The organism is Pontimonas salivibrio (assembly GCF_002950575.1).
GTDB classification, from domain to species: Bacteria; Actinomycetota; Actinomycetes; order Actinomycetales; family Microbacteriaceae; genus Pontimonas; species Pontimonas salivibrio.
In genome coordinates, this window is the sequence record NZ_CP026923.1 from 803,997 (window position 1) to 816,918 (window position 12,922).

Below are 12,922 nucleotides of genomic sequence, written 5' to 3' on the forward strand. Positions count from 1 at the left end.
AATCGATTGCAAAAATGTGGCAAAGGTGCGACATTCTGCGGGCCAATGGAGGCAACAATGCAGGTGAGGGATTACCTAATACGGCGATTGGCGTTACTCCCGTTCATCATGCTGGGCGTCAGCATCATCGTGTTCACTCTCACCAGGTTTACAGGTTCTCCTGTCGGCATCTATGCCACCCCTAACATGACGCCTGACGAAGTGGCTGCGCTCGAAGAGCGTTACCTTCTTGATCGTCCCATTCCGGTCCAGTATCTGGCGTGGCTCGGTGGTCTGTTACGCGGTGATCTCGGCTGGTCTGGGGTCTCTGTTGCTCCGGTTACCGAAGTGATCGGAAGCAAAATTGCGGCCACTTTGGAGCTCGCGCTAGCGGCTGGCTTGATTGCCGTGCTCGCAGGGATCGCATTAGGAACTGTCGCCGGGGTTAGGCGAAACCGGTGGCCTGACCATGGAGCGAGATTTTTCTCCATTCTCGGTGCGAGCACGCCCACCTTTTGGTTCGGGTTATTGCTCCTTGTGCCGTTCTATCTGTGGCTCGGCTGGTTCCCGCTGGGGCGCTCAACACCCGAAATTTACTCCTCGATTTCTCATTTCACGGGAATGTATAGCCTCGATGCCATCTTGAACGGTAGTCCCGTTGCCTTTCTCGACGCACTAAGGCATCTGGTTTTGCCCGCAATTGTTCTCGGCTTCGGAGCGATGGCGATTATCGTTCGAATGATGCGGTCGTCGATGGTCGAGGCGATGTCCGAGGAGTACGTCGATGCCGCGAGGGCGAAGGGGCTGCCCGAACGTCTGGTAATTCGACGCCACGCTCGTCGGAACGCCTTTGTGCCCACCACGACGGTGATTGGTCTGAGTTTCGGCTTCCTCCTCCAAGGAGCAGTCGCCGTGGAGCTAATTTTTCGGTGGCCGGGCCTTGGTCAGTGGGTAACGAGTGCAATTCTCTCAGGAGACCAAGCCACGATCATGGCCTACGTGTTGATCACCGCCTTTATCTTCATGACGGTCAACCTTGCCGTCGATGTGGCCTATGCATACCTCGATCGAAGGGTGGTGTTGGGGGGATGACAATTCTTCAGACAAACGGAGACGTAATTTCCGCAGAGCTCCCCAAACAGAGCGCTGCGAGCGTCAAATGGGCACGGCGAAGGGAAGTGGCTACTGAGGTACTTCGTAACCCGCTCACCGTAATTGGACTGGTCATCATTTTTGCGTTCTTCTTAATGGCGCTCTTTGCGCCATTGTTGACCGAACCCAATCAGCCAGACGCTTACCAAAGCCCCCGGGATTGGGCCAACATTGACTCGCCACCAGGAGTTGCAGGCCACGTTCTTGGCACTGACTCCCAAGGTGGTGACGTCTTGTACGGCGTCATTTGGGGGTCGAGGCTCTCCCTCCAGTTGTCGCTTTCTGTCGTGTTGTTCACGCTCGTGTTTGGAACAATCGTGGGTAGTGTCGCGGCCATGCGTGGCGGGCGCCTCGACAACTTGCTCATGCGCATCGTTGATGTCTTCCTATCAATACCAGAGCTGATTTTTGCCCTGGCTATCGCCGCGGTCCTTGGGCCGTCTTTTAGGAACATCATCCTGGCCCTCGCAGCAGTGTTTTGGGTGAAATACGCGAGGATTATTCGTGGCGAAATCATCCGGGTGAAGCAAGCGGAGTACGTCGCGTCCTCTCGCGTCGTGGGCGACTCCACCTGGAATATCTACCGGAAAGACGTCTTACCCAATGCGGTAACCCCACTTGTTGTTCAAGCGACCTTGGACATGGGCAATGTGGTGCTGATTGGGGCGACCCTGAGTTTTATTGGACTCGCACAAGCTGGCTTGACCGAATGGGGCGCGATGGTCAGTGCCGGCCAGTCAGGTCTTCTTGCTGGCCATTGGTGGGTATCGACATTTGCTGGCCTCGCCATCGTCCTCTGGGCCCTGGCGTTCAACCTCGTTGGAGATGGCCTCCGAGATGTTTTGGATCCCAAGACGGAAGGGCGCTGATATGTCGGACAGCTGGCTAGTGCGAGTAAGAAATCTCAGCGTTCGGTTCCACTCATCAAAGGGTGTTGCCCACGCTGTTGACGATGTGTCGTTTGATATCAAGCCCCATGAAACGCTCGCGCTCGTCGGGGAAACGGGCTGTGGAAAGAGTGTGACAGCTCGCTCCATTCTTCGCCTAGTGCCCGAGCCCCCTGGCGAATATGCCTCAGGGGAAATCTTGTTGAGGAACGACGACGCTACCGTCACGGACATCTTGAAAGCCCCAATGAAAGAGGTTCGCTCCATTCGCGGGGAACGGATTTCGATGATCTTCCAGGACCCAGGAAAGGCTCTGAACCCAGCCTTGACAATCGGGCAGCAGCTTGGCGAGGTTTTTGGAGAGCATCGCTCAACGATGGTGTTGGACAACGCGGGCATCGATTCTGTCTCGGCAGGTCACCAGGAAAAAAGAATTGCCAAGCAGCGAGCGGGCGCCCTGCGACGCCGTCTCTTCTGGTTGACGCAAAGAAAGAAATCAATCGCATTGCAGAAATCGATTGATGACGCGGTGATGCGCGCGCTTGCCGACACAGGAATTCCCAACCCGCGGAAAATCATGAAAAGTTTCCCGCACGAGCTTTCGGGCGGAATGAAACAGCGGGTCATGATTGCCCAAGCCTTGGCATGCGATCCTGACCTATTAATTGCCGACGAGCCGACCACAGCACTCGATGTGACCATTCAGGCACGAATTTTAGAGCTCATTCACGAGATGCAAAAGCGACGGGGTACGGCGATTTTGTACATTACGCATGATCTTTCACTCGTTCGGGAGTTCGCAGACCGCGTCGCGGTAATGTACGCGGGGCGAATTGTGGAAACCGGTCCAGCAAAAGAGGTCCTTGCCTCGCCCCAGCATCCTTACACTGAGGGACTACTGGGTGCCATTCCTCACTCCCGGACCCCTCGCGGTCAGCTGGCTGCCATTGCGGGTTCGGTCCCGCAGCTTATCGACCCACCGGCCCAGTGCCACTTTGCCGGTAGGTGCAAATGGGCAGCGCCCGCTTGTGGGTCCACGGTGCCGAATCTGCTTGCTCTGTCCCCCTCCAGAAATGTTGCGTGTTTCCGTTTCGAGGAAGCCAGCCATTTGTCGGTGTCCGAAGCGGACATGCCCATTCCCGCCGAAAAGTTGAAGGGATAGCGTCACTATGACGATGATTCACGAAAGTCTGACCCAGGACTACGACGTTGATCGTGGAGCCGTGGTGTCATTGAACGACGTCAAGGTGCACTATCCCGTTAAAGAGGGACTGCTTCAAAAGGTGACTGGTCAAGTGCGTGCGGTAGACGGGGTTGACCTGACCATTGCCCGAGGGCAGACACTTGGATTGGTGGGGGAATCCGGTTGTGGGAAAACGACCCTGGGGCGTGTGATTGCCGGTCTTGTCACGCCAACCGGGGGCGATATCTGGCTGGATCTTGATGCCGAACAACAGCGCGATGTGCAACGGCTGCGATCACTTGAGTCCTCGGAGATGGAAACTGGTGATCGTGACCTTTGGAAAGCACTTGAGAGTGGCCATCGCCTTGGCGCGATGTCCCGCGAGAGGCAGCGCAAATATCGCCGAAATACTCAAGTAGTTTTTCAAGACGCTTTTTCCTCCCTGAACCCCCGCCATTTGGTTCGTGACATCGTAGGTAGGCCCTTGCGTGTGCATCGTGAGGCTTCAGGTGAAGACCTCGACCGCCAAGTGGTTGAACTTTTGGAACGGGTTGGCTTGGGCTCACAGCACTTGCTCCGTTACCCCCACCAGTTTTCAGGAGGCCAACGCCAACGGATTTCTATTGCTCGGGCGCTCGCGCTCAATCCGGAGTTTGTGATTTTGGACGAGCCGACTAGCGCACTTGATGTTTCGGTACAGGCGCAAATTTTGAATCTTCTGGTCGAACTGCAGGAAGAGCTCGGGCTCACCTATCTCTTCATCACTCACGATCTTGGAGTGGTGCAGCACATGTCGGACTCGATTGCCGTCATGTACCTGGGTCAAATTGCCGAATTCGGACCCACCGCTCAGGTTTTTAACGATCCTCTTCACCCCTATTCCAGGATTTTGCGTGACTCAAATCCTTCCTTGGAGGACGACCTGGTTACCAACGAATGGGAGCTTTCTGGAACGGTACCCAACCCGGTTAATCCACCTCGTGGTTGCCGACTCCACCCTCGTTGCCCGGTCGCTGCCGCCGGCTGCGGGTGGTCCGTTGATGATGTGTTTTTTTCGGTTGAAGACCTGAGCCCACGAACATTCGAGGCGATTTCTCGAGTGGAGCGCTCGAGCGACTTTGCCGCTGAAGTCCTGTTCGATGACGAAAACTCCGCCCAAGATTTTGCTGATCACGTGCGTCAAATGAGTGCGCACGATGCACTGGACCAACCCTTAGGGGTGACCGGCCAAACGGTCACGATGGCTTTCAATGAGGTGCCCGACGCCGAGCTTCAAGCGCTGCAACCTGGGCGCTGGACGTCGTGCACTCGCACTCAGGGCCTAGGCAAACTGCCTCGGCGCGACACTACAGCTACCGACTAACAAGAAAGAAGGGTAAGCATTATGAGAACAAAGTGGGAAAGTACAAACTCGACGCGAAACTCGCTTCGAGTAGTGCCCATCGCCGCCGGCGTGGCGGCACTGAGCATGGTGCTTGCGGGTTGTGCCGGTGCTCCTCAAAGCGGAGGAGCAGCGTCCGGCGAGGTCCGCAACGCCGGCGTGATTGTTCACGCTCAAAACGGTGAGCCGCGAAGCCTGGATCCTGCTCGTACAGAGCAAGGTGAGAAGGGCGAGCGCTTCATCGACAACGTGTACGAACGCCTTGTGGACGTAGGGCCCGACGGTCCAGACCTGATTCCGTCTTTGGCTACCGAGGTTCCAACCCTAGAAAACGGGTTAGTGAGTGAAGACCGTTTGACCTACACGTTCCCGTTACGCGAAGGCGTAGTGTTCCACGACGGCACCGACTTTACCGCTGACGACGTGGTGTTTTCGTGGGAGCGGGTCATCACGATGAATCTGCCGGAAGGTCAGGCTGCTGCTCTGGTCGACTCTGTCGAGTCGATGCGCGCCGTGGACGATTTCACCTTCGAGGTAACCATCGTTGAGCCAGACGCCTCCTTTCTCTATTCCGTCGTGTTGAACACGGTGGCTTCCGTCGTGAGCCCCGAAGCGGTAAACGACAATGGCGGGGTTGAAGAAAACACTCCTAACGAGTGGATGGACACCAACATGGTGGGAACCGGACCCTATTCGTTTGGTGAATGGAAGCGCGGCGAATCGCTCACCATGATCATCAACGAGGACTACTGGGGCGAGACCGCAAAGGCTGGTGTCCGATGGGACATTACCCCCGAGGAAAGCTCCCGAGTGCTCGCATTGCAGGCAGGTGACGCAGACATTATCGACATCTCACCCTCCAACGTGAGTGATGTCGAAGGTGTGGAGGGTGTGTCAATCTTTGAAGGTGGCCTGTTGCTCGAGCCCATCCACTTGGGCTTCAACATGCGCTCCGATGACTTGCCCGCCAGCGATACCATTCCGGCTGACTTTTTCGCCGACAAGCGAATCCGTCAAGCCTTTAACTATGCGTTTGACTACGACACCTACATCGACTCCTTCTTGGATGGTTACGGTGCACGGTATTCCGCATACATCCCTCAGGGTGTCTTCGGTTACGACGAAAACGCTCCCATCTACAACTACGACCTCGATAAGGCCGCAGAACTGATGGAGCAGACACCCTACTGGGACGAGGGTTTCACCGTGTCGGTCCTGGTGCAGTCGGGTGAGCCGGAGTTCGAAGGTGTTGCCCTGCTGATGAAGGACGGCATTGAACAGTTGAATCCCAATTTCCGGGTCAATGTTGTCAACCAGGCGGAAACCCAATTCGATGACAATTTAGGTGCCGACCCAGTGCCCTACGCACTGTGGGTGAAGAACGCCGATCCCGGTGCTGACCCGCACCAGTTCTTCGACCCGCACCAACACCCAGACGGCGATTGGGGTGAAAAGCACGGTATGCGAGATGCTTATGAAAACCCGGATCAAATTGCCGACCTGATTGATGCGGGCAAAGCAACTGTTGACCCGGATGAGCGACAAGCGATTTATTCCGAGTTGCAGCAACTGCTCCATGATGACCCGATGTGGGTTTACGCGGCTCAAGAGGGCCTCGCGTTCCCCTATCGCTCCTGGTTGGGTGATTTCACAGTGAACCCACTGTGGCGTGGCCCGCACTACGAGTATTTCACCAAAGCTGCGGAGTAGACGGCCTCGCAGTCTAGGTAAATCAGTAAGGCCGGCGGTGGTGCCCGCCGGCCTTACTGCAACCCAGAGAGTGTGACCAGAAGGAAAGCCCTACGCCTCGAAGCGGATCTGCTAGGCGTCTTGGCGCTTCAGCCTTGAGGCTGTCCTCGCACGCATGGTTTGATCAAGCTCTACTTTGCGGATGCGAACAATTTCCGGCGTGATTTCCACACACTCATCTTCTCGGGCAAATTCCAAGCACTCTTCGAGAGAAAGTTGGCGTGGTGGGGTGAGGCGCTCGAGCTCTTCCGCGGTGGAGGAGCGGATGTTGTTGAGCTTCTTTTCTTTCGTGATGTTGACATCCATGTCGTCGGCTCGGGAGTTCTCTCCGACCACCATGCCTTCGTAGACCGCATCACCGGGTTTCACAAAGAAGCTCATCCGCTCCTGCAGAGCCATCATGGCGTTCGATGTCGCCACACCTTGGCGGTCAGCCACAATTGAACCGGAGCTTCGCATCACGATAGAGCCCGCCCAGGGGCCGTAGCCGGCGGAAATCGCGTTAGCGATTCCTTGACCGCGGGTGAGGGTCAAGAATTCGGTGCGGAAACCGATGAGCCCCCTGGAGGGAACGGTGAACTCAATGCGCACCCACCCGGTGCCGTGGTTGGCCATATTGTCCATCCGGCCTTTGCGCGCAGCTAACAGTTGGGTGATGGCGCCCACAAACTCTTCTGGGGCATCAATGGTCAGTGCTTCGAGGGGCTCGTGCGTGCTTCCATTGATCACTTTCGTGACTACTTGGGGTTTACCCACAGTGAGTTCAAACCCTTCACGGCGCATGTTCTCTACCAGGATGGCCAGAGCTAATTCGCCACGGCCCTGAACTTCCCAGGCATCTGGGCGGCCGACGTCAACAACTTTGATCGAGACGTTACCGATTAGTTCGCGGTCCAAGCGGTCTTTCACCATTCGTGCTGTCAGCTTGTGACCCTTCACCACACCGGCCAGGGGAGAAGTGTTTGTACCGATGGTCATCGAGATGGCTGGTTCGTCGACCGTAATGGCGGGCAATGGCCGGACGTCTTCGGGATCGGCGATTGTTTCGCCGATTGTTATGTCCTCAATGCCTGCCACGGCGACGATGTCGCCGGCCATGGCACTCTCCGCGGGGTATCGCTCTAAGGCACGGGTTTTCATCAACTCGGTGATGCGCACGTTGTGTACGGTGCCATCGTGTTTGACCCACGCCACGGTTTGACCCTTTTTCATCGTCCCGTTGAAAATGCGCAGGAGTGCGATGCGTCCTAAAAAGGGTGACGCGTCGAGGTTGGTCACGTGGGCTTGGAGCGGGTGCTCATCGTCGTAGGTAGGGGCGGGAATATGCGTGAGGATCGCACCAAAGAGGGGTTCTAAGTCGGGGTTATCCGGTAGCGAACCATCAGCGGGCTGATTCAAACTCGCCGCACCGTCTCGGCCAGCAGCGTAAATGATGGGCAAGTCAAGGAGTGCATCAACATCAACGTCGGGAACTTCGTCACTCAGGTCAGAGGCCAAACCCAAAAGGAGGTCTTGGGTTTCCGCCACAACGTCGTCAATTCGCGAGTCTGGGCGGTCGGTTTTGTTCACCAGCAAGATGACGGGAAGTTTGGCTGCGAGGGCTTTTCGAAGGACGAAACGCGTTTGTGGAAGTGGTCCTTCTGAGGCGTCAACAAGGAGCACGACACCGTCGACCATGCTGAGGCCTCGTTCCACCTCACCGCCAAAGTCGGCGTGACCGGGAGTGTCAATCACGTTAATCGTGATGTCTTTACCCTCTGCGTGGATACCGGAGTAGGTCACCGCCGTGTTTTTGGCAAGGATGGTGATCCCTTTTTCCTTCTCCAAATCACCGGAGTCCATGGCGCGTTCGGTGACTTCGCCGTGAGCGGCGAAAGAGTTTGTCTGGCCAAGCATGGCATCGACAAGAGTGGTTTTTCCGTGGTCAACGTGGGCGACGATGGCGACGTTTCGCACGTCGTCGCGTGTAGTGAGAGCGATGAGAGTGTCCTTAGGGCTAAGAGGTGCAGAAGTTTCCAACCGAAGCCCTGCGACCCCATCTTAACGGCGATAGTTGTCTCCCGCGCGGGGTCTCGTGTGGGGGCCACTCTGAGGGGTTCTTTCTGCCACAGCTGCGTAAGCCCATGGTGCGGGGTAATGGCCTGGAACACGTCGTCGGGCGTGTGATCCATGAGCTGTTGTTCCACACTTACCCAGCATCCCTTTTGCCTGTGAGTCTGGTCAGGAGGACCCTCTTCGTTCTCGCGAACTGAGGAATTGACCAAACTCGGCGAAGGGGTGACCGCTGAAACAGCGGGGGCAACAGCCAACGTGGCATAGGAGGAGGTTTGGCGGTCTGCTTCGAAGGTTTCGCGCTGCACCGGATTGCTGCGGCGCAGGAATTCCTTCGAGGCCTGCGAGGTGTGGGCGGATTGTGTGAAGAGTGCGGGCAGGGTGGGACTGACCTCAAGCCGACAGCCACCCGCCATCAACGGGGAGCATCTGGCCGGTCACGTAAGCGGACTGTGGTGAGGCCAAAAACACTGCAACCTGTGCAATGTCTTCGGGGACGCCAAATCGCCCCATGGGGATGCGTGAGAGGTTGTGTGCCGAGCGCTCCGGGTCGGCAAACACGACTTCCGTCAATTCCGTTCTCACGTACCCAGGAGCAATCCCGTTAACGCGGATGCCCCGCCCAGACCACTCCTGACTCAGGCTTCTCACTACCCCAAAAACCCCAGATTTTGAGGCAGTGTATGCCGAGGTTTCAGGGATAGCGATGAAGCTGGTCAGGGATCCAATGAAAACATGTTGGCCGGGTTGGCCGGCAGCCAGCTGGCGCCGAGCAATTTCCTGAGATAGAGCAAACGGGGCAACAAGGTTCACTTCGATTACCCTGCGCCACACATCCAGGTCAAAGTCTTCTGCTTTGTGCCTGGCGTGAATACCTGCAGCGTGCACCACGGTGTTGACCATTGCCCCGTAGTGGGTCTCGATGTCGTCTACAACTTGAGATAACCCAGCGAACTCAGACACATCGAAGGGCACGGCCAGCGACCCCGGGACGCCGCGTGACGCTTCGTTGAGCTGGGCAACACTTCTGGACACCATCGCAACATTTGCTCCAGCAGCGGCCATCGCGGTGGCAATGCCCAACCCGATGCCTCGGCCAGCCCCGGTAACCAGGACTATGTCCCCATCAAGAACCTCTGACCTGGTAACCATTTGGCCCTCTCCCTGGAAATGACTGCACGTTTGACCAGCTTATGAGCTCTGCTATCAGGGGCGCAGGCTGGAGCATCTGAGCCTGACCACCCCGTTGTAACCCAGTGACTTGCTCGCAGCGTGCGAGGGGTGCGCCCGGGCGAGGCGCATGGCTCGCGCACGCCGTGGTGGAAGAGGAAGTTTCCGGTCGACGACCGCTGTCAATGTGAGCCGGCTATTACAGGATCTGCGACAAGAATTTCTTGGTACGTTCCTCTTGAGGATGGTCAAAGAGCTCGGTGGGCGTTCCCACCTCTACAATTTCACCGTCGGCCATGAAGACGACTCGATCGGCCACCTCGCGAGCAAATCCCATCTCGTGGGTGACCACGACCATGGTCATTCCCTCGGATGCGAGCTGTTTGATGGCGTCGAGGACCTCGTTAATCATCTCGGGATCGAGAGCAGAGGTGGGCTCATCAAAGAGCATGACCTTGGGTTTCATAGCCAGGGCCCTCGCAATTGCCACACGTTGCTGTTGGCCGCCGGAAAGCTGTGAGGGGAACTTATCGGACTGCTCTGGAATCTTTACCCGAGTGAGCAGCTCTAACGCCAGCTCCTCTGCCTGTGCTTTGGGCATGTTCCGCACTTGGCGCGGGCCGATTGCCACATTGGTCAACACCGTGAGGTGGGGAAACAGGTTGAAGTTTTGGAACACCATCCCTGTTTCTTTCCGGATTTCTTGAATGTTGCGAATGTCCATGGTGAGTTCCGTGCCATCCACGATGATCCGCCCTGCGTCGTGCTCCTCCAGGCGGTTGATGCAGCGAATTAGGGTCGACTTGCCTGAGCCCGAGGGCCCAATGACCACGACAACTTCCTGCTTTCCGACCCGAAAGTTGATGTTCTTGAGTGCCTCGAAATCTTTAAAGCGCTTATAGACACCGCTCATCACCACAATCGCGTCGGCATCGGCGCGGTTCCCTGACATTTGCGTTGCATCGGTAAAGACTTTCTTGTTCATCGCTGACCCACTCCAAGTCTCTTTTCCAGTCTTTGACTTTCTCTACTCATCACATACGACCCAACCCAGAACAGAAGACTCACGAATGTCAGCGCCTCATAGATGTAGCCCTGGCCGAGGAAGTCATCCTGTTTTGTAACCGCTTCGCTCACTTTCAACAACTCGACAATGCTGAGAGCAGCACCCGCCAGCGTCGTGTCCTTGAACAGGCTGATGAACTGACCGATTTGGGCCGGGATGACGTTGCGGAGGGCTTGCGGGAGAGTGATCAGGAACGTGATTTTCGCCGTCGAGAGCCCGAGCGCTTTTCCTGCTTCGAGCTGCCCCTTGGGGATGGATTGGAGTCCGCCACGAACAATCTCTGCCAGATAAGCGGCCGTGAAGAGAGTAAATACTGTTACCGCCCGGAATACCGAACCAGGAGCCACCTCGGAGGGGATAAAGAACTCGAGCGCGACACCGGCAAGGAGGAGCAACACAAAGAGGGGGGCTCCCCGAATCAGCTCGATATAGGTCGTGCTGATCAGGCGAACGATAGGCAGTGTGGACTTCCTACCCAACGCGAGAAGCACACCAAGGGGGAAGCACAACACAATTGCGATAATCGCCATATAGAAGTTGATGAGGAACCCTCCCCACAACGACAGCTCAGACTGCATCAGGGTCAGGGAAATCAGCGCAATCGGGGCAATCAGTAAGACCAGGTGCCACAGGGGAGTTGGAACCCTTTTCAACCAGGTGACGCGATGCCGCGCCGTGTTGACCAGGCGTCCCACGATGATGGCAACGAGAACGCCGAGCGCCACCGGTGCGGACTCGGTGGGTCCGGCGAGGACGACTAGCAGAATCCCTAAGCCGATAATAAGCCCAAAACGTTGGATGATGTCCCGTATTCTCGTCGGCCACGACCGTCGCTCTTCGACCGGCTTCGGTTTGCCGCCGAGGGCTGCGGCGAGCCAGAAGGTAATCGCGATGAGTGACCCTTCAACCATCCAGAGTGATTCGCCGGGGAACTGACCAACGAGCAACAGTTTCAGGTTCACCTCAATGATTTCCCAGCGCCCGGTGATGAAAATGAACTCCACGAGGCTCCAGATCACCCAGGCGGATAGTCCACCGAAAACAAGGGTGAGGACTCCGTCCCACCATGTTCGGAAGAGGTTCCGCCTAAACCACACCATCATCGCTCGACCAGCGCCAATCGCCTATTGAAAATGTTGATGATGAGGCTTGTGGTTAGTGAGATCGAGAGATACACCAACAGCGTCAGGGTGAAAGCGGGAACCGCGGGAGAACCATTACCGACGGTGATTTGGGCAATTTGCGTCAACTCAAAGTAGCTGATTGCGGCGCCCAGTGATGAGTTCTTGATGAGGTTCAAGGATTGGTTTCCAACCGCGGGAAGAGCGACTCGAAACGCTTGAGGGAGAATAACCAGACGCATCTTCTTGGGCCCACTCAGGGCCAGAGCGTCCGCGGCTTCGCCTTGACCACGGGGGACAGCGAGGATTGAGCCGCGCACAATCTCCGCGATGTGGCTACTGGTGTACACCACGAGGGTCACCAGTAACGCAAAGAAAGATGGGTCAAGCCGTAATCCGCCTTCCGTCCCACGGTCTTGAACGAGGGGCAGCGTCCAGCTGTAACCCAGAGCCAACCATGCCCCGACTATGACTAGAACGAAGATTGTCGTGCCATAGAGGAGTCCGCGGGCTGGTTTGCCGGTGCGGTCAGAGTATTTCCCCCGCACCCACGCGATGATGACTGCCGCCGCAAGGGCCGCGAGCAGAACGCTAAGCAGGGTAATCCCCGATCCTTCGAACCAGGGAATCGCAATTCCCCTATTAGAGACAACAAAGAGGTCCAGGGGTTTCCAAGCATCCTCGATTCGGGGGAATGTTTGGAGCACCACAGCGAGGTTCATGAAGGTGAGGAGAACGAGCAAGGGCAAGTTACGAATGACCTCGACATAGGCGCCCGCAACTGTCCGAACGAGGAAGTTCTTCGACAATCTCGCCATACCCACGAGGGTGCCAATGAGAATCGCCAGCAAGATTCCAACAACGGAAACACGAAGAGTGTTGTAAAAACCTTGGACAAAAGCGGACCAGACGGGTGAGCTTTGATTGAAGTCGTTGCCCGGCATGGTGAAGTTGGCGGGGTTGTCGAGAAAGTCGAGCCCCGTGGGAATCTTGCTGCGCTGAATATTGACTTGGTAGTTGTTGTATAACCAGAAAATGATGCCGACAAAGATTGCGAGAACAGCGAGTTGGAACAACCACTTGAGGACTCGAATGTCTCGCCACAGTGGGGTTTTCGTAGGTACGCCTGTTAGGGGGCTCACAGGGAGCCCCCTAACAGTTCGGTCTTACCGAAAATGCGCC

General features: G+C 56.6%; 10 protein-coding genes. 5 read left to right on the forward strand and 5 right to left on the reverse strand.

All coding sequences use genetic code 11. The features are described 5' to 3' along the window. Positions 1–57 precede the first annotated feature (57 nt). Genes C3B54_RS04145 through C3B54_RS04165 form a run of 5 tightly spaced genes read left to right on the forward strand, consistent with a single transcriptional unit; the run spans position 58 to position 6,292 of the window. Positions 58–1,071, forward strand: coding sequence for an ABC transporter permease (locus C3B54_RS04145; RefSeq protein ID WP_158665524.1), 1,014 nt, complete (start codon positions 58–60; stop codon positions 1,069–1,071). Further along, positions 1,068–2,000, forward strand: coding sequence for an ABC transporter permease (locus C3B54_RS04150; protein WP_104913376.1), 933 nt, complete (start codon positions 1,068–1,070; stop codon positions 1,998–2,000). Before C3B54_RS04145 ends, C3B54_RS04150 begins: the two co-directional genes overlap by 4 nt. A 1-nt stretch (position 2,001) precedes the next feature. Then, positions 2,002–3,180 (forward strand): ABC transporter ATP-binding protein, encoded by a 1,179-nt coding sequence (locus C3B54_RS04155; protein ID WP_104913377.1) that lies wholly within the window; start codon positions 2,002–2,004, stop codon positions 3,178–3,180. 13 nt (positions 3,181–3,193) lie between these two features. Continuing rightward, entirely contained in the window at positions 3,194–4,564 is a 1,371-nt protein-coding gene (locus C3B54_RS04160; protein ID WP_158665525.1) for an ABC transporter ATP-binding protein, read from the forward strand. Positions 4,565–4,585: 21 nt separating this feature from the next. Next, the gene (locus C3B54_RS04165) at positions 4,586–6,292 is read left to right on the forward strand and encodes an ABC transporter substrate-binding protein (RefSeq protein ID WP_104913379.1); all 1,707 of its coding nucleotides are present in this window, start codon (positions 4,586–4,588) and stop codon (positions 6,290–6,292) included. Positions 6,293–6,403: 111 nt separating this feature from the next. Here the strand turns inward: C3B54_RS04165 and typA are convergent, their stop codons facing one another. The 5 genes from typA to C3B54_RS04190 all read right to left on the reverse strand — a co-directional run bounded on the left by typA (position 6,404) and on the right by C3B54_RS04190 (position 12,882). Then, on the reverse strand, positions 6,404–8,311 hold the full coding sequence (gene typA, locus C3B54_RS04170; RefSeq protein WP_104914258.1) for a translational GTPase TypA: 1,908 nt from the start codon (positions 8,309–8,311) through the stop codon (positions 6,404–6,406). A gap of 465 nt (positions 8,312–8,776) precedes the next feature. Beyond that, on the reverse strand, positions 8,777–9,535 hold the full coding sequence (locus tag C3B54_RS04175; protein WP_104913380.1) for an SDR family oxidoreductase: 759 nt from the start codon (positions 9,533–9,535) through the stop codon (positions 8,777–8,779). A gap of 217 nt (positions 9,536–9,752) precedes the next feature. Then, positions 9,753–10,538, reverse strand: a complete 786-nt coding sequence (locus C3B54_RS04180) for an amino acid ABC transporter ATP-binding protein (protein ID WP_104913381.1) — start codon at positions 10,536–10,538, stop codon at positions 9,753–9,755. Further along, positions 10,535–11,722 carry an amino acid ABC transporter permease gene (locus C3B54_RS04185; RefSeq protein WP_104913382.1) on the reverse strand — a complete coding sequence of 396 codons (1,188 nt, stop codon included), beginning with the start codon at positions 11,720–11,722 and terminating at the stop codon, positions 10,535–10,537. Before C3B54_RS04185 ends, C3B54_RS04180 begins: the two co-directional genes overlap by 4 nt. Then, complete coding sequence (locus tag C3B54_RS04190) at positions 11,719–12,882, reverse strand: amino acid ABC transporter permease (RefSeq protein ID WP_104913383.1); 1,164 nt, start codon at positions 12,880–12,882, stop codon at positions 11,719–11,721. Before C3B54_RS04190 ends, C3B54_RS04185 begins: the two co-directional genes overlap by 4 nt. Positions 12,883–12,922 lie beyond the last annotated feature (40 nt).